Here is a 21,976-nt window from a genome sequence, read left to right on the forward strand (position 1 = left end):
GGGTCTTCCCAAGAACGCCCCATCGCGGCTTATGCCGCTGCTGGGAAGGGCGGGTTGGCCGGCGCGCCGCGGTCCGGTCTCGTCGCCGGCGACCGCGCTCGGGCATCATGCGTGGATGCCGGGCGCGACCGACTTCCGTCTCTATCATTCCAATGCGCTGGACGTGTTGGCGCAGCTGATGGCGAGCGAGCTGCGCGCGCCGGCGCCCGGGCAGGGGCCGCTGGAGCCGGACCTGGTGCTGATCCCGCAGGTGGCGATGCGGCGCTGGCTGCAGGCGACCCTGGCCGAGGCGCACGGCATCGCCGCCAACCTCGAGTTCCTGACCCCGGGCGAATTCGTCGCCCGCGCGCTGGACGCCAACCTCGGCACCGCGGCCGAGGATCTGGACGCCGGCGGCCTGCAATGGGCGCTGTATGCGGCGCTGCGCGACGAGGCGCTGATGGCGCGTCCGGCGATGGCGGCGCTGGCCGCCTGGCTGGGCGCCGGCGACCCGGCGCGGCCGTGGACCCTGGCCGGCGAGCTGGCCGGGGTCTATGCCAAGTACCTGGCCTGGCGCCGCGACTGGCTGCTGCGTTGGGAAGGCGGCGCCGATCCCGACGACCCGCAGGCGATCCTGTGGCGCGCCATCGCCCGCGGCCGCCAGCACCGCGCCCGCCGCATCCAGGACTACCTCGCCCTGTTCGGTGGTGACGGCGACGGCGCCCTGCCGCGTGGTCTGCCGGCGCGGCTGTTCGCCTTCGCGACCCTGAACGTCTCGCCCGACGTGCTGCGGGTGATGGCAACCCAGGCCCGCGTCGGCACCCTGCATTTCTATCTGCCGACCCCGACCCGCGCCTACTGGGGCGACCTGCGCAGCCTCGGCGAGCGCGTGCGCGCCGGCGATCCGGATCCGTTCGGGGTCGAGGACGGCGAGAACCCGCTGCTGCGCGACTGGGGCGCGGCCGGCCGCGACTTCATTGCGCTGCTGGGCAGCTACGAGGTCGTGCACCCCTCCGGCGAGGTCGATGCCTGCGTCGAGCCGGCGGGGTCGTCGGGCCTGTTGCAGCGGATGCAGGCCGACCTGTTCCACCGCCGCCCGGCGCCGCTTGCCGGCAGCGCCACCGACGGCGGCCCCATCGACCGCGGCGACCCCAGCCTGCAGTTCCATGCCTGCCACACCCGGCTGCGCGAGTTGCAGGTGCTGCACGACCGCCTGCGCGCGCTGCTGGAGCCGACCTCGCCCGAGGGCCGGCGCTTCGACCCGCCGCTGCAGCCGCGCGAGATCGCGGTGCTGGCGCCGGACATCGACCCCTACGTGCCCTATCTGGACGCGGTGTTCGGCGACGACGGCCAGGACCGGCCGATCCCGTATGCGATGGCCGACGCCAGCCCGCTGGCCGGCGAGCCCCTGGCCGAGGTGTTCCTGCGCCTGCTGGCGCTGCCGGTGTCGCGCTTCGGCCTGGAGGAGATGCTCGACCTGCTCGCCAGCCCGCCGCTGGCGCAGGCCGCCGGGCTGGATGCGGCGGCGCTGGAGCGGGTGCACGGCTGGCTGCACGCGGCCGGCGCCCGCTGGGGCCTGGACGCCGGCCACCGCCACCGCCATGGCGCACCCGACGACGATGCCTACACCTGGCAGTTCGCCCTGGACCGGCTGCTGCTCGGCCACGCCAGCGGCAGCGAGGCGCCGGTGCCGGGCGCCGACGGCGAAGTGGCGCCGTGGCCGGAGCTGGAGGGCGGCGCGCTGGATGCGCTGGACGCCCTGTTGCGTCTGCTGCGGGTGTTGGCGCGTCACGAACGCCTGCTCGGCGAGGCGATGGTGCCGGAACAGTGGCGCGAGCGCCTGCTGGCCCTGCTCGACACCCTGTTGCCGCGGCCGCCGGCGACGCCCGGCGGACAGCGCGCGCTGGACCGGCTGCGCACCCTGATCGACGGCTTCGCCCACGACGCCCGCGGCCAGGCGGTGACCGAGCCGGTCCCGGCCGAGGTGGTGCGCGCGCACTTCGCCGCGGTGCTGGGCGAGGCCGATACCCGCGCGCCACTGCTCACCGGCGGGGTCAGCTTCGCGCGGATGGTGCCGATGCGGCTGCTGCCGTTCCGGGTGATCTGCCTGCTGGGCATGAACGACGGCGACTTTCCCCGCCGCGATCCGGCCGCCGGCCTCAACCGCCTGACCGCCGAGCTGGGCACCGAGCGGCGCCGCCACGGCGACCGTTCCACCCGCGAGGACGACCGCTTCCTGTTCCTGCAATTGTTCGCCTCCGCGCAGGACGTGTTCTATCTGAGCTGGCTCGGCGCCGACCCGCGCGACGGCAGCGCGCGCGAGCCGTCGGCCCTGGTCACCGAGCTGCTGTCGGCCGCCGCCGACTACCACGCCGCCGACCATCACGCTGCCGCCGCCGATGCCGCCGTCAGCAAGGCCGATATCGAGCGCGCCCTGGTGCTGCAGCACACCCTGCAACCGTTCTCGCCGGCCGCGTTCGGCGCCGGCGACGCCGACGAGGCCGCCGACCCGCGCCGTTTCAGCTACCGCGGCCACTGGCATCCGGCCGCCGGCCGCCTGGCCGCCGCGCGCGCGCCGCTGCCGCCGTGGATGCCGTCCGCGGCCGCGCTGGCCGCGCCTGCCGAACCCGAGTCCGAGTTGTCGATCGACGCCCTGCGCCGTTTCCTGCTCGCCCCCGCCGACGGCTTCCTGCGCCAGCGCCTGGGCCTGCGCCTGCCCGAGCCGGGCGAGGCCGGCGACGACACCGAACCGCTGCAGGCGCCGGGCCGGGGGCTGCCGCGCGTGCAACTGCAACGCGCGGTGTTCGACGCCCTGGTCGACACCGCCGATCTCGATGCCGATGGCGAGGCGGCGCTGTACGCCGCCCTGCGCGCACGCGGCCTGCTGCCGTCCGGTCCGCCCGGCCGGCGCGCGCTGGCCGAGGTCGCCGCGGCGGTGCGGCCCTATGCCCGCGAGTTCGCGCTCTGGCGCGGCGACGCGGCGGCCGCCCCCCTGGCCTGCGAGGTCGATATCGACGGCCTGCGCCTGCACGGCCGGCTCGCCGATACCTGGCCGCAGGGCCTGGCGCGGGTGCGCATCGGGCGGCCCAACGGCAACGCGTCGATCCGCAACGGTCTGGACTGGCTGTTGGCCGAGGCGAGCGGGCAGGCGCGGCCCTTCGTCGAGTTCCACGAGGCCGACGGCATAGGCCCGCACCTGCGCGAGCCGCTCGGCCGCGAACGCGCGATCCAGGCGCTGCGCGCGCTGCTCGCATTGCGCCGCGAGGGGATGCGGCGACCGTTGCCGTTCGCGCCCTACAGCGGCTGGGCCTTCTTCAGCGCCGCCGATCCCGGACGCGGCATCGTCGCCGCGGCGCAGCAGTGGCGCGGCGGGCACCGCCAGTGGGCCGAGGGCGACAACGCATCACTGCGACTGGCGCTGCGCGGCCGCGATCCGTTCGCCGATCCCGAGGCCCGGCGCGAGTTCGCACGGTTGTCGCGGACGATCTTCGGCCTGGTCACGCACGGCGATGTCGCCCCCGCCGATGACGACGACAGCGCGCTGGCCCTGGCCGGGGACTGGGACGCGGAGGACGCCGGATGAGCGCGGTGCCCGCCCACGACCCCTGGCTCGAGCTCGCCCTCGACGGCGTGCACCTGGTCGAGGCCTCCGCCGGCACCGGCAAGACCTACACCCTGGCCACCCTGGTGACCCGGCTGGTGGTCGAGCGCGGCCTGCGCGTGGGCGAGATCCTCGCGGTGACCTTCACCGAGGCCGCCACCCAGGAGCTGCGCCGGCGCATCCGCGAACGCCTGCAACTGGCGCTGGACCTGGTGGGCGCGACGGCGGCCGACGACGACGGCCCCGCCGTGGTGCTGACCCGGCGCCTGCTCGAACTGCACCGCGCGCGCAGCGGCGAGGGCGAGGACGCACTGCGCCGACGCCTGCGCCAGGCCGCGCTGGAGATCGACCTCGCGGCGATCTTCACCATCCACGGTTTCTGCGCACGGGTGCTGCGCGAGCACGCACTGGAAAGCGGCCAGGGTTTCGACCCGCCCGAGCTGCTCGGCAACGACCGCGCCCTGCGCGAGGCGCTGGCCGCCGACCTGTGGCGCGCGCATGCGGCCGACCCCGCCGGTGCCGACGATCTGGCCGGGCTGTGGAAGGAGGGCCCCGCGGCGCTGGCGCTCGATCTCAAGGACCTGCTGCGCGAACCGCGGCTGTTGCCGCCGGCGATGGCGGTCGACGGCGACGCGCTGGCCGCGACGCAGGCGCGCCTCGCCGATGCGGAACAAGCCTTGCGCGAGGCCTGGCAGCGGCACGGCGAGGCGTTCTTCGACACCCTGGCGGAGGCGATCGACGCCGACGTGATGAACCGGGTCAACTACAAGCCCGACTGGCTCGCCGAACTGCGCGGCTGGATGCGCGACTTCGCCGCCGGCCCCGCGGCGCGGCAGGCGCCGCATCCCAAGCTGGCCAAGCTCGGCGCCGAGGACCTGGCCAAGGGGACCAAGAAGAGCCACAAGGCGCGGATGCCGTCGGCGCCGGAGCTGAGCGCCGCGGTGTCGGCGTATCTGGAGGCGACGGAGGCATCGACCGCGCTGTCGGCGCGCCGCCGCGCCGCCGCGCTGCACCGCCTGCGCGACGACGCCCATGCGCGGTTGCGCACGCTCAAGCAGCAGCGCCGGGTGCAGACCTACGACGATCTGATCGACGGCGTCGCCGACGCCCTCACCGACGACGCGCAAGGCGACCTGCTCGCCAGCCGCCTGCGGGCGCAGTACCGGGTCGCCCTGGTCGACGAGTTCCAGGACACCGACGCGCGCCAGTGGCGGATCTTCGACCGCGTGTTCGGCCGCGGCAGTGCCGACCCCGCGCTGTTCCTGATCGGCGACCCCAAGCAGGCCATCTACGGCTTCCGCGGCGGCGACGTGCATACCTATCTGCATGCGCGCGGCAGTGCCGAGCAGGCGCCCGCGCTGGCGCAGAACTTCCGTTCGCGACCGGCGCTGCTGGCGGCGATCGACGCGCTGTACGCCGCGGCTGGCAGCGGTGCCTTCGTCGATCCGCGCATCGCCTTCCACCCGATCGTCCCCGGCGGCCAGCGCGGCGATGGGGACTTCCTGCGCGACGCCGCCGCCGCCCCGGCGCTGACGCTCTGGCAGGCGCCGCCCAGCGGCGAGTACGACGCCAAGGGCAAGCCCAGGCCCTGGGATGCCGAACAGTCCCGCAAGCAGGCGACGCAGGCCTGCGCCGCCGCGATCCACGCGGTGCTGTGCGACGGCCGTGCCGGTCGCGCCCGGATCGATGGCCGCCCGGTGCGTCCGGCCGACATCGCGGTGCTGGTGCGCAGCCACGCCGAGGCCACCCGCATCCAGCACGCCCTGGCCGAGGCCGGCATCGCCGCGGTCGCCGCCGGCAAGCAGAGTCTGTACGCCACCGCCGAGGCCGGCGAGCTGCACACCCTGCTGCTGGCCCTGCTGCACGGCGGCGACGACGGCCGCCTGCGCGCGGCGCTGTCGACCGTGCTGGTCGGCGTCGACGCCGCCGGCATCGACGCGCTCGAACACGATCCCGATGCCGCCCGCGACTGGCAGCAGCAGGCGCACGGCTGGCGCGAGCGCTTCGCCCGCGGCGGTCCGCTGGCCCTGGTCGGCGAGCTGTGCGCGGCCCACGCCGAACGCCTGCTCGGCCTGGCCGACGGCGAACGCCGCGTGAGCAACTACCTGCAGTTGGCCGAGGCCCTGCAGGAGATGCAGGCGCGCACGCTGGGCCTGCAGGGGCTGGTGGATGCGTTCGGCCGCCGCATCGCCAGCGCCGACGCCGACGACGAGACCCAGCTGCTGCGGCTGGAGTCCGATGCCCGCCGCGTGCAGATCGTCACCCTGCACAAGAGCAAGGGCCTGGAATACCCGCTGGTCTACCTGCCCTTCGTCGGCATCGGCCGCGATTCGCGCTCGCCCGGCCGTTACTGCATCGCCCACGATGCCGACGGCGGCCGCCGCCTGCACTGGAAGCTCGGCCTGCCCGAGGCCGACTGGGACGCGGCCGAGCAGGCCTGGAAGCAGGAGCAGCGCGCCGAGGACGCGCGCCTGCTCTATGTCGGCCTGACCCGCGCCGAGCACGCGCTGTGGCTGGCCGCGGGGCCGTTCTACAACCATGCCCGCAGCCCGCTGGCGCCGATGCTGGGCGACCTGGACGCGCTCGCCGGCACGCCCGGCGTCGTGCTCGACACCGCCGCGCCGCCGGCCACGCTGCCACGCCTGCCGGTCGAGTCCGATGCCGCGATACCGCCGGCGCGGCGCGCCCATCGCCGCCTCGACCCCGACTGGTGGGTCTACAGCTTCACCCAGCTCGCCCATGCCGACGGCGGTGGCGACCGCGCCGCCGCGTCCACCGTGGCGGTGGCCGGCGGCCACGACGAGCCGGTGCCGGAGGAGGCCGACGAGGCCGTGTTCGATCCGCGCTTCGCCGGCACCCGCTTCGGCGTCGCCCTGCACGCCGCGCTGGAGGAGACCGACTTCGCCGCCTGGCGCGACTGGCGGCCCGGCGACGCCGCGCCCGATGGCGAGGGCGGGCACATCGCCCGCGCGCTGGAGGCCAACGGCTATGCCGCCGACGCACTGGAGGACGGCATCGCCTTCACCACCGCGCTGGCCGGGCACACCCTCACCGTGCCCCTGCCCGAAGGCCTGCGCCTGTGCGATCTGGCCGCTGGCGAACGGCGCCCGGAGATCGAATTCCAGTTCGCCCTCGCGCCGACCCGGGTCGATGCGCTGCTGCGCCTGCTGCACGCGCACGGCGTGGTCGGCAGCCGCCACGGCTTCGGTCTGCGCCAGCGGCTGGAAGGCCTGATGACCGGCCTGATCGACCTCACCTACCGCCACGACGGACGCTGGTACGTGCTCGACTACAAGTCCAACCGCCTGCCGCGCTACGACGCCCCCACGCTCGAGGCGGCGATGGCCCACAGCGAGTACGACCTGCAGGCGCTGATCTACACCCTGGCCCTGCACCGCTGGCTGCGCTTCCGCCTCGGCGACGGCTATGACTACGCACGCGACTTCGGCGGCATCCGCTACCTGTTCTGCCGTGGCCTCGACGCCGCGCGCGCGGATTCGCCCGGCATCCACGCGCAGCGCTTCGAGCCGGCGCTGGTGCAGGCACTGGATGCGCTGTTCGCGGGCGAGGCGTCCGCGGCCCCGGGAGCGCCGGCATGAGCGCGCCGTCCCTGCTGTCGGCCCTGTGGCGCGGCGGCCAGCTGCGCACGCTCGACCACGCATTCGCGCAGAGTCTGCTGCGGCTGGATCGCGACACCCCGGACGAGGTCCTCGCCGCCGCCGCGCTGGCCTCGCTGGCGGTGTCCCGTGGCGATGCCGGCCTGCTGCTCGCGCGACCGCAGGCGCTGCTCGATGCCGACGGCGGCATCGCCTGGCCGGACCCGGAGGCCTGGCGGGCGCGGTTGACCGCCTCGCGCTGGGTCGCCGCGCCGGCCGATGCCGGCGCCGAGTCCGACCCGGCCGCGCCGCTGGTGCTGGAGCACGGCCTGCTTTACCTGCGCCGCTACCGTGAGTACGAGCGCCGGCTGGCCGAGGGCCTGCGCCGGATCGGCCGGCAGCGTCCGCCCGTCGCCGACCTCGCCGCGCTGGCGCCGCTGTTCGAGCGGCTGTTTCCAGCGGATTTCGCAGATCTCGCGCGCACCGAGGCGGCGCGCGGCCGTGGCGACGACCGCCAGGCCCGCGCCGCCGCCGCCGCGCTGCGTCACGCCCTGCTGCTGGTCACTGGCGGGCCCGGCACCGGCAAGACCACCACCATCACCCGCCTGCTGGTGCTGCTCGCCGCGCAGGCGAGGACGCAGGACCGGGCACCGCCGCGGATCGCCCTGGCCGCGCCCACCGGTCGCGCCGCCGAACGCATGGCCGGCAGCCTGCGCGCCGCCCGCACCCGGCTCGCCGCCGACGGCGTCGACCCCGCGCTGTTGGAGCGGCTGCCGCGCACCGGCACCACCCTGCACCGCCTGCTCGGCACCGTTCCGGATACCCCGCGCTTCCGTCATCACGCCGACAACCCGTTGCCGTTCGACGTGGTGGTGGTCGACGAGGCCTCGATGATCGACCTGCCGTTGATGGCCAAGCTGGTCGAAGCGGTGCCCGACGGCGCCCGTCTGGTCCTGCTCGGCGATCCCGACCAGCTGCCCTCGGTCGAGGCCGGCGACGTGCTCGGCGGCATCCTGCGCGCGGCCGGCGCTGGCGGCGCCCTGGCGGCCGAAGACGCCGAGGCCCTGCAACCGCTGCTGGGCGCGGGCACCGATGCCGCGCCGGCCGCGGTCGAGCCCGGTCATACCGGCGACCTGTTCGCCGCGCCGCCCGCGGTCGCCGTGGCTGCCGCCGCGCCTGCGGCCGGCATGCCCGCGACCGGCTTCCCCGGCGCCCGTGTGCATCTGCTGCGCGGCTACCGCCAGCACGAAAGCCTGCAACTGGCGCCGCTTGCCGAGGCCGTGCGCGACGGCGACGCCGCCCGCGCGCTGGCCCTGCTGCGCGACGGCGCCCTGGCCGGTATCGATTTCCACGAAGGCAGCCCCGACCCGCTGGTCGTTCATCGCGAACGTCTGCTCGCCCACGCCCGCGCCCTGGCCGACGCCGACGGCCCCGCCGACGCGCTCGCGATCGCCGGCCGCCTGCGCCTGCTCACCGCCCTGCGCGACGGCCCCAGCGGCGCCCGCACCCTCAACGCCCGCATCGAGGCCCTCATCGCCGAAGCCGGTGGCGGCCGCGGCACGCCGGGCCATGGCACGCGCGGTCACGGCACATCCGGACACTTCCACGGCCAACCCCTGCTGATCACCGAGAACAGCTACCGCCACGGCCTGTTCAACGGCGACATCGGCGTCTGCCTCGCCGACGACCGCGGCGTGCTGACCGCGTGGTTTGCCGGAAACGCGCCCGGGAGCGCCGCGGCAGGCGACACCGGCAACGACGGTCCCGTACCGCCGCGCCCGTTCCATCCCGCTGCGCTGCCAGCGCACGAAAGCGCCTTCGCGATGACCGTGCACAAGGCCCAGGGCAGTGAGTTCGACGAGGTCTGGCTGCAACTGCCCGCCCGCGACACCCGCGTGCTGTCGCGCGAACTGGTCTACACCGGCCTCACCCGCGCCAAGACCCGCCTGCACCTGGCCGCCCCCGCCGACATCATCGAGACCGCGCTCGCCCGGCATGCGAGCCGGGTGTCGGGGTTGGGGTGGCGGTTAGGGGGCGGGGGTGGGTGAACCGGCCTGGGGCGTGAGTGCTTGGGTGCACGCCTGCGAGAAAACTTTCCTTGCTGGCGTGAAGGTCGCTTCTTAGGAAAATTTCTGCCAGAAATCTTTCCTTATGAGGGACTTGCTCATCTGCAAGGAAGGTCTAGGAAAACTCATCTTAAGCCCTTGCTAGGGGTGCGGTGCGTGTTTCCTGCTTTGCGCGACAATGCCGGGCGCGTGAACTCTCGAAGTCGACTTGTTCCAAGTACGGTAGATCAATCCCGAGATATGACATGCGGTAGATGGTTAGAGCCCGGCCTGCACTGCAGATGCAAGGGACTGCCATGCCTCTGCAAAGTTATGTGCGCTTTCGGAGTTGCTGATCATGTACTCCTCATTCATGCCAGTGGCGGAGCTGATAGCAATGGTTCCGTACTGCAATACATCTATCTGATAGTTGTCCTTGAACCGTTTGTCAGGTGTTCCATTCTTGTTGGTCTTCGCCCAGGTTATTCCCACTACTCTTGAATCAGAAGGTGTGACTTCTTCCTCGATGAACTTGGTGAATTCGAAGCGAAGCTTGATCTCACTGTACTCGAGGAGTGCGAAGCTATCTGGTGTAACGAAGTAGAGTACGAAGGCTGGATAAAAATAGATGTCCCCGCCATTAGCGTTCTCAAAGTGCGGAACGTCCCATGCGGAATCAATTACTTCGCACCTTCCAAGTTGAAGCCCGACAGGCTTTCGATCAATGGTTCTTGTCGCGGCCGTCCTCTCGGCGACACGGTCCGTGCTGCGCTGGCCGATCGTGTCCCAGACGTAGTGAGATCTCGACATGATTGAAAATTCATCGCACAAGCGATGAAACGCTTGCTTGACACCGTCTGGAATGTTCAGCTGGGTTTGAAGCCTGGATAGCCTTTCCTGTTCTTCGAGCTCAGCTCGGCGTGCCATGGACTCTTCAGCCATCTCGTACAACTTCTGAAAGCGCTGCTTGAACAGGCGGCGAAACAGCCAACCGTTCCGCCACTTCGTATGTTTGCAAACAGCGACAAGCTCCTGTGCTCGCCAATGAGACAGTTCATGGACAATCTCGTCGTGCTGACGCCTCGCCTTCTCAAGCAAACACTTGAAGTCAGCGAGACCTGGAGTAGTGAGAGCTTCCGAGCCGGAGCTCTTGATATCTTCGAGCGGCGGGTCGGGGAGCACAAAAGGCTCCGGATACTGAACTGGCGATCGTTCGTCCGGTGGCGAACTGGCGCGCCCACCATCTCTCCTTGGCGCAAGCGATTGGCGAAAAGATAAGCCCGTGCCGGGGATGCTGGCCCTGATGGATGGACCCTGAGGTCCGGTGCCTATCCGGAGTGGGCCAACGCCGACCGAAGTAGAGATACCGCTAGGGGAGAGAGTGAGGCGAACGCCAGGTAGTGGAGAGAAAGACTTTCGGAATCGCCACGCCATGAATCCTCCAGTGCCCAAAGCAAGGGTCAGCGTTCGCTTTCAGCTTCTTGAAATTGCAGAAAGGCGAAACATACCTCTGATTTCAGGTCGCGCGCTAGAGTGAACAGATCGCGAGGTGGCGCCAGCTTGGGTGAGCCTCCAGTTCTCAGCGAACTCGCCGGAAATACTCTCTGGTATGGAGGTCCGGCATCTTTGGATCGGCGCTTCCCGTGTACACCCAGAAGGTATCGGGATCAACGAAGTTGACTGTTGTCGCTTCATCCGTATCGCCAAAGGGCTGCCTGGCTGACCAAACGATCGTGGAGTTGCTGCAGAACAGTACCTTGTAGGGCTTCCGCTCCTCAAAGCCGGAGAACGGGCTCATCTGGCCGGAAATCGGGACTTCAATGTCGGGCATCTTCAGATGCAGTTCGCCCCCTTCAAAGGTCATGGTCATGTGACCAACGAGCGCTTGCAGGAAATCTTCCGTCTTGGGTTGAAGCTTGGTGCGCTCTCTTACAAACGCCATCGTGGCCTGCCCGTCGGACTTCCAGATTCCTTCCAGGCTCCGGTCGCACGTGTTCGTGCTGCTACAGCCTGCAAGAAGAATGGCCAGGAAGGGAAGAACTCTCATGGGAGTGGTCAGCAGAAGTCGGAATCTATGCGAAGAAAGAGAGCAATAATACAAGCGTGCTTCCCGCTTGGCCCCATATTGGTCTGACCTAGAAAAGTGGGGTCAGAGTACACTTTTTACTTCGCGCTACGGCAGCAGGTGCGAAAGTCCTACCTGCTGGTCTATCCAAGCCAAGAAGACGGGCAGCTCTGGTCCCCTGTCCGACCGTATCGCGAAGCGATGCGGGTCCTAATGGAATCTCATGCCTCACCCCCGCGCTGCCAACAAACGAAGTGCGCATTCGACGTGCAGCCCATGGCTTCGATGACCACCGCATTGTTGAATCCTGGGAAGCGGTCGGAGAACTGGTCGAGCATCTCCGAATCTCCTGTCGCGCCCTGCGGGTAGGCCACGCGGGTGGCGGCGTCTTCGAGGATCCACCAGACATCAGCGCCCCAGGGGCCGCTGTCGTTGGTCTCGATGGCGATGCAGTCGACATCCGCCCATGCGATCGATTGCACCTCGCCGGAAGGAAAGGTCGCCGACAGCGAGGTGTCATCGAAGCTGACGACCACCTGACGCTCGAACATGAGCGCCTCGCGACGCGCCTGCTGCCGGTTCTTCCACCAGGTTGTGATGGTCTTGAGCATGGGGTCTTGTGCTTGGGCTATACCAGCCAGTGAAGTGATGTTGGCACGATGGAACTTCTAGACGTGACCAGATGAAGGCGTCTGAAGATGTTTTACGGTGCTGTACGTGGCATAGGCGTACGGCACAAGAAGGCAGAGCCAGAACCGGCGATGCTGCGCCGTCTTCCAGAAGTGTCGAAGCCAGTAGATCCAGAGGGCGAGAAGCGCCAGGAAACACCCGGTGGCGGCGATGGCAAAGGCGCCTTTCGCTACAGGACTGAAGTCCGCTGGCGAGGAAGTCGGTATCGCCAGCAACGGAATCATCAACGTCAGAAAGCTCATGACGGCGATGCCGAGAAGCATCTTGAGCAGCCTGTCGGGATGGCCTGTATTGGGCATGAGAACTGATGGCACGCGGTGGCGGGAAGTGGCTTCAGGCTGAGCTGGTCGCTAGACCCCATCTTCCTCCGAATGGTGAAGAAGTTTGAGAAGAAGGCGGCGCTCCTTGGTGGCGTGATCCCATATCACCTCACCGATAAGCATGCCGCCAAAAACCGAGACAAGTGCGGGAGGAAACAGGCCGAACAGAAGCGGGGCACGGGGTATCGCGCCGGCCTGGCCTATCCCGTAGCCGGCCAGAAGAAGTCCGATCACGAGTTGAATCCATCGACCATATCGCCAGAGCACAAGACCTCGTTCGACCCTGCGGATGATCGCTGACTCGTCCTCGTTGAGCTCCATGCCGCGCATCCTCCTGCCCGTACCGTCAATCCTGAAGTGAGGTAGCTGAAAAGCCGCTTCGGCCGTGGCCGGAATCAGCCCCCACGCTGCCGCGCGATCTCCGCGAGAAGCTCGCTCCTGTCGAAGTAGACCTCGTTCCTGCGGATCTTGCCAGCCGCGTCCAGCTGGACGAAGCAGACGCCGACGATCTGGAGCGTCTTCGCACCGACCGGGATATCGGCGCGCCACTTGTTGAGGAAGCCGTCCTCGAGCGGGATGCCTTCGATCTGCGACCACACCCAGTCCGGGTTGTAGGCGAGAAGCTTCCTGAAGTAGGCGAGCAACGCGGGCTTGCCGGCGATGCCCTGCGGAACGCCCGGGTCGAGGTAGAACGCGTCCTCGGAATAGAAGCCCGCCAGCCGCTCGGGGTCGTTGCCCGACCAGGCCGGGAGCCAGGCCTCCGCGAACTGCCGGGCTTCGTTCCGGCTGAGGAAGCTCATGAGCGTCTCCCGGGATTCAACGCCAGTGCCAATGATGCAGTCTACGAGACGTGTCTGGGTGGACCGATCGCTACATTCCGCCCTCGTAGAATTCCTCTTTTCTCGCCGGCGGCGGTGGGCGGCGATCGCTGCCTGCGACAACGATGCAGGTGGACGCTCCCAGCAGCGGTAGCAGCCAGATGGCCGCGTATTGGAGCAGCTTCTGTCGGCGCGTGTAGGCGGTGCTGATCACGACCAGATAGGTCGCCGCAAGACTCAGCCCGAGAGCCAGTCCGGCCAACAACGACAGCAAGGCAAAGGACAATTCGTCCATGGTGCTCGGTACCTGGGTTGGATCCACGGAGGAGGCGATTGGGAATCGGTCATCAGTCGCCATTCGATCTGACCAGACCGCATCCCTGCAATGCCGGCTCGCCAGCCCTCAGCTCACGATACACGTACCGCAACGGATAGCCGCTGTACCGGTCGCTTCGGCGCTGATCCTGAAGTTCCGCGCCGGCGGGAACGGCGACCTCAAGGGTGTGCGGATCGAGCCAGCGAAGGCCGATGCCGTGGGCGACGGAGTGGATGGCGACGACATTGCCGCCGGGCCTGGAGGCTAGACCGTCGCACTCCACCAGTGCTTGTGTGACCTGCCCGCCCGATCCGTAGTCTGCCTGGTGGTAGCTGGCGACACACTTGCCCAGAGCGTGTGTGGCAACCGGTCCCCTGCAGGCCGGGAAATCACTCTCCAGGCACCCGGCCAGAAGCGTGGCGGCGAGTACTGCGGCGGATGCCGGTCCTTTGATCCTGGACATGTGGACTCCGGGCTTAGGCAGATCGTGAAACGGGTCGTGGTCCGGGCAAGTTGCCGAGTATCGATCCGTTAGTGACGGACATCGGGCGCCTCTCCGTCATGCGGGTAGGTGTGGAAGACCACGACGACGCCATCCAACAGCGTCTGCTCGAAATACTCCAGGGACTCTGGGGTCGTCGCGGCCTGCTCGCGCGACAGCAGGAAGGAGTCCTCCACGGCCAGAACGTCCCAGCCGGCCTCCGAAACCTCGGCCGAGGCGATGCGAAGCGCCTCCTCTTCCGAGTGAGCGGTTGAGTAGACGTTCACAAAACCGCCGGCCACGGACGTCGACTCCGCTGAGTCGGGACGCGGTCGAGCCTCGAGCATTACGACCCGGATGCTTTTCATTGTTGTCCGCCGCCTTGATCGGGTCGCACCAAGAAGAGGCCAGGCTCGAATGAACCGTCAAGGCGTGCTGGCAAGGCTATGCCATCAGTACTCAAAGGTGTCAAAGCCCGTGCGCTCAAAGAAAGAGCAACACTTCCTCGCATCGGCTGCCGAATCGAAGACGAAGCCATACATACCGACAAGGTACTGCGCTGAATCCAGCTCCCAAGGGGCTATGTACCAGATACGGTTCTGGCTGGCACCGGCGAAGCAGGGCGAGCCGGTCTCCATCCATTCCTTCGGCCATGGAAACACGTCGCCCTCGCGCGGAAGCGTATCCAGGTCCAGTACCCCGGCAACCCGCCCGAAGGCCTCCGTGGGCGAGGAGAACAAGGGCAGGTCGATCATGACTCGAACCATGGTGCGTGCTGGGACTCCCATTCCCGAGCGATGCCTCGTAACCAAGCGGATCTGGCTTGAGCGAAGCGTCTGGCGTCTACTCTACGTCAACCCCGGACCGTCCAGCGAGAGAGCGGCAATCGGCAAGCGCGTCCGGCTGGGGCGCGGGCGGGTGCGGTCCGAAAGTGCAGGCATGCGCACAGCGGCCACCGCCAAAAGAGCCGGACCGGCTGCTGATGCAGGAGACGAAACAGTCGTCCAGCGCCGTGCAGCGGGACCGGAACGCCGCGATCTCGCATTTCTCCCGCGCGGAGAGCACACGCTGCGGTTCCGCGGCGCAGTGGTTGAACTCGCTGACATAGCCCAGGTCGGGTGGTGGCGGTGGTTCGTGAGGTTTGTCGCCGCAGGCGCCAAGGAGCAGAGCGCTCAGGATGGATAGCATCCCGATCATGGCCCCGGGGAGCCGGGCCTGGGTCGAACGGCCGAGCGACTTGGGCCCGGATGCCCTCTCGGCTCGCGCCTTCACTGCTCGTCCTCGGGGCGCAGTGGTGAGTACACCCAGTCGAACCGGTCGATGAGCTTCCCGGCCAGAGCGTCCAGCTCCGAACGATAGTGGTGCGTGTGCGGCGCCGGCACCTCGGGGATGCCTTGACCGAACCCGAGCGACCTCAGTTCCGTGGCATAGCGGTCGAGGGGCCCGTAGGCGTACAGGAGGTTGTGGCGGTCCCAGACGACAGTAGCCTTCTGCTCAGGCGAGTAGGCCCACAGGTCGAAGCGGCCGTCGGCGCAAAGGAGGGGTCTGAACTCATCGACGAAGGCTTCGAGGTCCCGGAAGGAAAGTTCAGGACTCTGGTACCGGCCAGTCTCCGCCTCGCCACGGCAGGTGTGCAGGACATAGAGGAGAAACAGCGGCTCCTCCAGGCAGCGAGACAGGCGCAGGAAGACTTCCGGATCGGAGCCGGGGACGCCTGCGACAATCCCTTGACTGCGGGCGTCCGCCGCCGGCATGCGGAACACCGGAGGGTGGGAATGCGCCACCCATTGCCCTTCGACACTATGTCCGAGTCTGTACATGCAACGGTTCATCTCAAGCTAGGTGGGGTCGGAAAGAGGCGTATCGCCAAGGTGCTCGCGGCGCGGCTCATACTTGACGATGTTCCGTTCTTCTCAAAGATATCCTGGCGCGAATTTCCTCGACCTGTCGGGTTAAACTCGGGCTTGGATAAGTACGCAAGTCGCACTTTCGTGCACGACGTTGCGCCTGAGGATGCTCGAGGCTAGCTGTTCCATTGGTGCGAGCGAACCCAGCAGTTCTTCGTGGTTCTGCCAGTCAAAGCGAATCTCTGCGAACAGAGCTTGTTCTTCAGCAGAGAGGAGGATGTCCGGTTCTCTCATAGTGGGTCCTAACGCTGGAATTCAGCCGTGCCGCGAAGCGGTGTAGGCTTGAATGAATTGTTAGGGCTCATCCCCGGGCCCCACGAACACAGGCTCACCAATTGCGATGACATCAATGCAGTCGTTGCAGGTGAGGAAAGCATAATGGACAAGGTTGTCATCGTGTCGAACGCCAGCAGCCTGGCGCTTGAACTCTGCCGACAGAGCAGAATCCTGGACGATCCAAAAAGCGTGCGGGAACTGCAACTCTTCCTGGTTTGACACAGTACTTAGTCTGTCTCCCTCATCAGAGTTTGTATAGAACAGTCGGGACTCAAATCGGACAACGATGATGCCGAGATGATGGTCCTCGGAGCGCAGCCAGATCCGAAACCCTTCCCAGTCATCGTGGACTGCCTCGCAGTAGACACGAGCCCCATCGAGTCTTGGCAAGGGATTCCAACGGACGTACGTGCCGTTCCACATGAGCCTTAACGCCTGAGTTAAGCCGAGCCGCGAAGCGGCGTCGGCTTGAATGAACTGTTAGGCCGCACTACGTTGCAGCCTGATAGCAATTACAACATCAAGTGCGAGAGACACTGCGGTAGAGAGAACTGCGCCTGCAAGGAACGCATTTGTCAGCGCCAATGAGTCGCCAGAAAGCAAGAAGCGAAGAAACACACCTGGAGTAGCGATGGCGCAAAGGATTGCAAGAGATCCCGATGCCACCGAGGAGAAACGCACTAAAGGTCGTGTGTCCTCCAGACCAAACTTGATGGCAAAGAGATTTATCGCAGCTGCGATGATCAGTATGAGGACAGCTACGAGGACTCTCAATGAACTCTCACTTGCGGCCTAACACCTGAGTTAATCCGAGCCGCGAAGCGGCTTCGGCTTGAATGAATTGTTAGGCCCCAGCATGTCACCGGGGCGTGCGTAGCTCGGCCCCACGGGCGATGTGATGGCGCCAGTTTGTTTGTTGATGAGGAAGCCCAGAATTGGCTCCCCAGCATAGCCAAATTGCCCTTCCACTACCCAAGAGTCAGGCAACTCGGATATGCCAGAGTAATTGCCGCAACCAACATGCTGGAGAAAGTACGCTTCAGCAATGTCATTGGCCTCTGTGCGGCTAACGCCGTCGGTTGTGTCCACGTACCGGAGGAGGCTGGCCGGAGTCGCCAGACCGTCCGCGGCCTGAGCAAGCGCGGCGCCGGAAGTTATGAGGCTTGCGAGTAAGACGAAAGCTTTCATGGGGCCTAACGCCTGAATTAAGCCGTGCCGCGAAGCGGCATTGGCTTGAATGAATTGTTAGACCTTTGCATTGGATACCAGCAGTGCAACTTTTGAGATGCGGTCAGGCAGCCGACGCAGAAACCACTTATCAAATTTCTCAATTGCCTCGTGGTACTCCTGCGGCGAGTACTTTTTGCCAGCGCCCAAAGTAAGGTCATCAGCGAGCTCAAAGTATTCTGCTGGAAAGATTGGATAGTGTGGCGCACCACCATAAACCGGATGCTGCCCTCTGGTTATTGGCACGTCATGCTCTTGGGGCTTGGGGTGCACAAGTCTATTGCGCTCGGTGATGAGTGCGCCGAGCCTTTGATACACCCAATGATTCTTGTCAAAACGATATTGATGTGATGTTAGGAGCGGAGCGAGTGAATCTAGCTTGCTGCGGAACGACATGGACATTAAGGAATTGGCGTAGTCCTTATGCTCATAGCCCCACTTGGAGCTGGCATGCTCAAGAAGTGCGTCATTGAGAATTGCCTCAAGTGCCGCCGCGCACATAACGATGTAAGGAACGCAAAGACCACCCTTACTGTCAGATGCCTCGTATGTTTTGCGCATTACGCCGAGGATTCTTTCGAACTTGACGCTCGCCCGAAAGCTGACACGCATCACTTCGCTCTTGGGTCCGGCGCGAGAACGCTTGGGCATAGGTCTAACGCTTGAGTTAAGCCGCGCTGCGAAGCGGCGTCGGCTTGAATAAATTGTTGGATGGCGGCTCGGTAACCATCGGACGCGACCACGGTGCGCGTGACCCAGTTTGACGCCGTAGGACACTTAGTTGGAAAGAATGTAGGCAAGGTGTTCGAGTGCTTCTCTGAGGTACTCCGCACTCCTACTTCCTCCGCCAGGCGCTCCGGTCGCATCGGCATTCTCTCTTCGCTCCAGAGCGGCCTTGAGGAAGTGCCGATACGTATCAAGGTCGAATGCACTGATCTGGCGTTGAACATCTTCGGTGAGTGTCCCTGAATTGTGCGCAGTAATGAACACAACGTCCTTCAGCTCTTGCTTGGTGATATCGCCCACATTGACCCCGCTCTAGAGAAGGTAACGCATGACGCTTGCTTCAGATCGCGACCAAGTGGCTCCGCCATCCAACTTACTAGTGGACCCCGCAAGCGGGGTGATATCCGATTCTTGACCGGCCATTGAAGCGCGTCAATCGGAAAAGTACTACGAAGGAGCAATGATCTGGCCATTGTGGGCAGGGCTGGACCGGTCATCTCATGCCGTTGAATGCGACGGATCTGGGCAGCCATGAAGTATCAGCTCAAGAATGGGGTGCTATCCGGACGATGATCCCCGCAGAAGCTGCTTCTCAGGGTTAGGCCGCTCGAATGGAGGAAAGCGCATCGCCGCAGGTGAGCAGCAAGGTCGGAAGCGTCGGCTTGTGGTAATTGGCTTCGCGTTCGACCGCCGAGCAGGAAGGGGCGCTGTCGAAGGCGCGGGTGCGCGACGATCTTGGCGTCCATTCGCAAGTGCCTCCATTGGGCCGACATCGGCACTTCGCTCAGACCGCCTGCCAAGCTAAGTTCGCCGACCGGGCGGGGCCGCGCCGGGCCCCCACATGCGACCATATCCCCATGACCCCCGCCCCCCGCGACACCATCGCCGCGATCGCCACCGCCGCCGGTCCCGGCGGGGTCGGGATCGTGCGGCTGTCGGGGCCGCGGGCGCGGGCGATCGGCGAGGCGCTGTGCCGGCGCGGGTTGCGGGCGCGGCATGCGCACCACGCGCGCTTTCATGACCCGGACGGCGAGGTGCTGGACGACGGTATTGCCCTGTACTTCGCGGCGCCGGCCAGTTTCACCGGCGAGGACGTGGTCGAGCTGCAGGCGCACGGCAGTCCGGCGGTGCTGCAGGCGCTGGTCGCGAGCTGCGTCGCGCTCGGCGCGCGGCGGGCGCGGGCGGGCGAGTTCAGCGAGCGGGCGTTCCTGGAAGGGCGGGTCGACCTGGCCCAGGCCGAGGCGATCGCCGACCTGATCGCGGCCGCCGACCTGCAGGCGGCGCGGGCGGCGCGGCGGGCGCTGGACGGCGAGTTCTCGCGCCGGGTCGAAGCGCTGGCCGCCGAGTTGCTGGCGGTGCGGGTGCACGTGGAAGCGGCGATCGACTTCGTCGACGAGCCGATCGACACCCTCGGTGGCGCCGCGCTGAAGGCCAGGCTGGCGCGGATCGACGCCGACCTCGATGCGCTGCTGCGGGCGGCCGAGCGTGGCCGCCGTCTGCGCGACGGTCTGCACGCGGTGATCGTCGGTCCGCCCAACGCCGGCAAGAGCTCCCTGCTCAATGCGCTGGCCGGCAGCGAGCGCGCGATCGTCACCGACATCGCCGGCACCACCCGCGACCTGCTGCACGAGACGCTCAGGGTCGACGGGGTGGAAATGACCCTGGTCGACACCGCCGGCCTGCGCGAGGGCGGCGACGCGATCGAGCGCGAAGGCATGCGTCGCGCCGGCACCGAGCTGGGCCGCGCCGATCTGGCGATCGTGGTGCTGGATGCGCGCGACCCCGAGGGCGGCCGCCGCGCGGTCGCCGAGGCGATCGCCGGGGTGCCCGAGCGGCTGTGGGTCCACAACAAGATCGACCTGAGTGGCGATGCCGGCAGCGACAACGCCGATGCCGGCACCGACACACTATATGTGTCGGCACAGACCGGCGCCGGCCTGGACGCCCTGCACGCGGCGCTGGGTACGCGCGCTGCCCGCTATGCCGGGGCCGGCGAGGCCGGCGCGTTCAGTGCCCGTACCCGCCACGTCGAGGCCCTGCAGGCGGCGGCGACCGAGCTGGCCGAGGCCCGCCTGCAACTCGACCACGAGGTGCTGGAGCTGGCCGCCGAGGCGCTGCGGCAGGCCCACGACCGCCTCGGCGAGATCACCGGCCGGGTCCATGCCGACGACCTGCTCGGCCATATCTTCTCCAGCTTCTGCATCGGCAAGTGACCACCGGGGTGCGCACTGCCCCTGTTCAGTTTCCGGGGCGATGTCTACCAATGTTCAACTTGTGCCCTACAGCCATCACGAATGTGCCGCGTATCATGTCCTTGTCATGCGTATGTGCTTGACAAAGCCCTGTGAAGGGGCGATGAAGGGCGCGGCTCGCACATGAGCAAATCAGGGGAGAGTTTCAGCAATGACGTCATACCGTATCCATGATCAGGCGCGCTCCAGGCGCGGGGTCGCCGGCCGCACCGTGCTGCTGGTCGCCCTCGGTCTGGCCCTCGCGGCCTGCGGCAAGGACGAGCCGACACCCACCACGACCGCGCCGGCACCGGCGGCCGAGGCGCCGGCCGAGCCGGCGGTCACCGCTGAAACCGCGGTTTCGGACAAGGTCAACGCGCTGAGCGCCGACGAGCTGCGCCAGGCCGCCCGCAAGGCCTACGCCGAGAACCGCCTGTACGCGCCGGCCGAGGACAACGCGGTCGAGTACTACCTGGCCCTGCGCGAGAAGGCCCCGGCCGACGCCGCGGTGTCCAGCGCGCTGACCGACCTGTTGCCGATGACGGTGATCGCGATCGAGCAGAGCGTGCAGCGCGAGGACTTCAGCGAGGCGCAGCGGCTGTCGGCGCTGCTGGAGCGGGCCGAACCCCAGCACCCGGCGCTGGCGCGCCTGAAGACCAGCATCGGCAGCCAGCAGGAGGCGGTCGCACGGCGCGCCGAGCAGGAGAAGATCACTGCCGAGGAGCAGGCGCGGCGCCAGGAGGAGCTGGAGCGCCAGCGCCTGGCCGACCAGCAGCGCCAGCAGCAGGAGGCCGCGCGCCAGCTCGCCGCCGAGCAGGAGGCCGCGCGTGAGCAGGCCGAGAAGGAGGAGGCCGACCGGATCGCCGCCGAACAGCGCGAGGCCGAGCGTCGCGCCGCCGAGCGCCGTGCCGCCGAGCAGCGCGCCGCGACCCCGGCCCGGGCGACCGCGGCGGACCTGCGCCCGCTGTCGACCCCGGCACCGCGGTTCCCGCCCGAGGCGCTGCGCGCCGGCACCTCCGGCGAGGTGCAGATCGAGTTCACCGTCGGCACCGACGGTTCGGTCACCAGCGCCCGTGTGGTCCGTTCCAGCCCGCCGCGGGTGTTCGACCGCGAGGCGGTCGCCGCGGTCCGCAACTGGCGCTTCCAGCCGGTCGCCAACCCGGTCACCACCCGCCGCACCATCGGCTTCAACCCGGGGGGGTGAGCCCCCGCGCTCGCGGGCCACTGGCCCGCGCGGAGGCGAACGCCTGACCACGGATGGTCAGGCCGGGCAATCCGAAGTCGATAGCGTGACGCCACGGACGGCATCAAGCACTTCCAGAATCCGCCCTCCGAGGCACTGCCTCGCGGCCTGCCGAACGCCCGGCCAGGGATGGCCGGGCCGGACAACCCGAAGCCGATGCAGTGACGCCATGGATGGCATCAAGCGTTTCCAGAAATCGCGCTCGGGGCCCCTGTTTCCGCCGCCGACTCGGACCGAAGGTCGCAGCACCCAACAAAGGCCGATGCCCCGCGCATCGGCCTTTTTGCATGCGCACGAGCCAGCGATCCGGGTAGCCCATCGCGGCTCACGCCGCTCCTACAGTGGATCACATGCCGCCTTGGCCGAGCGGCCTCCTGGGTTTTGTAGGAGCGGCGTAAGCCGCGATTCCCGGGACCGAAGGTAGCGCGGGGCCGGGTTGCTCGCGAAACCCATCG

General features: G+C 67.6%; 19 protein-coding genes and 1 pseudogene. 5 read left to right on the top strand and 15 right to left on the bottom strand.

Features of this window, described 5'->3' with window-relative positions; translation table 11 throughout:
• Positions 1-115 precede the first annotated feature (115 nt).
• Genes recC through recD form a run of 3 tightly spaced genes read left to right on the top strand, consistent with a single transcriptional unit; the run spans position 116 to position 9,224 of the window.
• A complete protein-coding gene (gene recC / locus C9I47_RS00440; RefSeq protein ID WP_111267875.1) occupies positions 116-3,562 on the top strand; it encodes an exodeoxyribonuclease V subunit gamma in 3,447 nt (1,148 codons plus the stop codon).
• Positions 3,559-7,179 (top strand): UvrD-helicase domain-containing protein, encoded by a 3,621-nt coding sequence (locus C9I47_RS00445; protein WP_111264975.1) that lies wholly within the window; start codon positions 3,559-3,561, stop codon positions 7,177-7,179. The genes recC and C9I47_RS00445 overlap by 4 nt, the downstream gene beginning before the upstream one ends.
• On the top strand, positions 7,176-9,224 hold the full coding sequence (recD, locus tag C9I47_RS00450) for an exodeoxyribonuclease V subunit alpha (protein WP_111264976.1): 2,049 nt from the start codon (positions 7,176-7,178) through the stop codon (positions 9,222-9,224). The genes C9I47_RS00445 and recD overlap by 4 nt, the downstream gene beginning before the upstream one ends.
• Positions 9,225-9,500: 276 nt before the next feature.
• Here recD and C9I47_RS00455 read toward each other — a convergent pair whose 3' ends face one another.
• From C9I47_RS00455 to C9I47_RS17370, 15 genes and pseudogenes are all read right to left on the bottom strand, one after another.
• Entirely contained in the window at positions 9,501-10,403 is a 903-nt protein-coding gene (locus C9I47_RS00455) for a hypothetical protein (protein WP_223250408.1), read from the bottom strand.
• A 96-nt stretch (positions 10,404-10,499) separates the two neighbouring features.
• Positions 10,500-10,655: pseudogene (locus C9I47_RS18210) on the bottom strand (DUF4236 domain-containing protein); the annotation flags it as partial.
• 145 nt (positions 10,656-10,800) lie between these two features.
• Positions 10,801-11,268, bottom strand: coding sequence for a hypothetical protein (locus tag C9I47_RS00460; RefSeq protein ID WP_111264978.1), 468 nt, complete (start codon positions 11,266-11,268; stop codon positions 10,801-10,803).
• Between the two features lie 239 nt (positions 11,269-11,507).
• Positions 11,508-11,897, bottom strand: a complete 390-nt coding sequence (locus C9I47_RS00465; RefSeq protein ID WP_111264979.1) for a hypothetical protein — start codon at positions 11,895-11,897, stop codon at positions 11,508-11,510.
• A gap of 57 nt (positions 11,898-11,954) precedes the next feature.
• Positions 11,955-12,275, bottom strand: coding sequence for a hypothetical protein (locus C9I47_RS00470; protein ID WP_141481514.1), 321 nt, complete (start codon positions 12,273-12,275; stop codon positions 11,955-11,957).
• 51 nt (positions 12,276-12,326) lie between these two features.
• Entirely contained in the window at positions 12,327-12,617 is a 291-nt protein-coding gene (locus tag C9I47_RS00475; protein ID WP_145985376.1) for a hypothetical protein, read from the bottom strand.
• A gap of 74 nt (positions 12,618-12,691) precedes the next feature.
• Positions 12,692-13,096, bottom strand: coding sequence for a YybH family protein (locus tag C9I47_RS00480; protein WP_111264982.1), 405 nt, complete (start codon positions 13,094-13,096; stop codon positions 12,692-12,694).
• Between the two features lie 70 nt (positions 13,097-13,166).
• Positions 13,167-13,409: a hypothetical protein gene (locus tag C9I47_RS00485; RefSeq protein WP_111264983.1), complete on the bottom strand. Its 243-nt coding sequence runs from the start codon at positions 13,407-13,409 to the stop codon at positions 13,167-13,169.
• A gap of 52 nt (positions 13,410-13,461) precedes the next feature.
• On the bottom strand, positions 13,462-13,893 hold the full coding sequence (locus C9I47_RS17355) for a hypothetical protein (RefSeq protein ID WP_145985377.1): 432 nt from the start codon (positions 13,891-13,893) through the stop codon (positions 13,462-13,464).
• 68 nt (positions 13,894-13,961) lie between these two features.
• Positions 13,962-14,279, bottom strand: coding sequence for a hypothetical protein (locus C9I47_RS00490; protein ID WP_111264984.1), 318 nt, complete (start codon positions 14,277-14,279; stop codon positions 13,962-13,964).
• An 84-nt stretch (positions 14,280-14,363) separates the two neighbouring features.
• Positions 14,364-14,666, bottom strand: coding sequence for a hypothetical protein (locus tag C9I47_RS00495; protein WP_145985378.1), 303 nt, complete (start codon positions 14,664-14,666; stop codon positions 14,364-14,366).
• A gap of 513 nt (positions 14,667-15,179) precedes the next feature.
• Positions 15,180-15,731, bottom strand: coding sequence for a hypothetical protein (locus tag C9I47_RS00500; RefSeq protein ID WP_111264986.1), 552 nt, complete (start codon positions 15,729-15,731; stop codon positions 15,180-15,182).
• A gap of 1,167 nt (positions 15,732-16,898) precedes the next feature.
• Positions 16,899-17,282 (bottom strand): hypothetical protein, encoded by a 384-nt coding sequence (locus C9I47_RS17360; protein WP_145985379.1) that lies wholly within the window; start codon positions 17,280-17,282, stop codon positions 16,899-16,901.
• A 57-nt stretch (positions 17,283-17,339) separates the two neighbouring features.
• On the bottom strand, positions 17,340-17,972 hold the full coding sequence (locus C9I47_RS17365; RefSeq protein WP_145985380.1) for a hypothetical protein: 633 nt from the start codon (positions 17,970-17,972) through the stop codon (positions 17,340-17,342).
• 126 nt (positions 17,973-18,098) lie between these two features.
• Complete coding sequence (locus C9I47_RS17370; protein WP_145985381.1) at positions 18,099-18,347, bottom strand: hypothetical protein; 249 nt, start codon at positions 18,345-18,347, stop codon at positions 18,099-18,101.
• A gap of 557 nt (positions 18,348-18,904) precedes the next feature.
• Between C9I47_RS17370 and mnmE the strand changes: the two genes are divergently transcribed.
• Positions 18,905-20,260, top strand: a complete 1,356-nt coding sequence (gene mnmE, locus C9I47_RS00505) for a tRNA uridine-5-carboxymethylaminomethyl(34) synthesis GTPase MnmE (protein ID WP_111264987.1) — start codon at positions 18,905-18,907, stop codon at positions 20,258-20,260.
• Positions 20,261-20,450: 190 nt separating this feature from the next.
• On the top strand, positions 20,451-21,482 hold the full coding sequence (locus C9I47_RS00510; RefSeq protein WP_111264988.1) for an energy transducer TonB: 1,032 nt from the start codon (positions 20,451-20,453) through the stop codon (positions 21,480-21,482).
• The last annotated feature ends 494 nt before the right edge of the window (positions 21,483-21,976 follow it).

The sequence above is a fragment of the Marilutibacter maris genome (assembly GCF_003233695.1).
Taxonomy (GTDB): domain Bacteria; phylum Pseudomonadota; class Gammaproteobacteria; order Xanthomonadales; family Xanthomonadaceae; genus Marilutibacter; species Marilutibacter maris.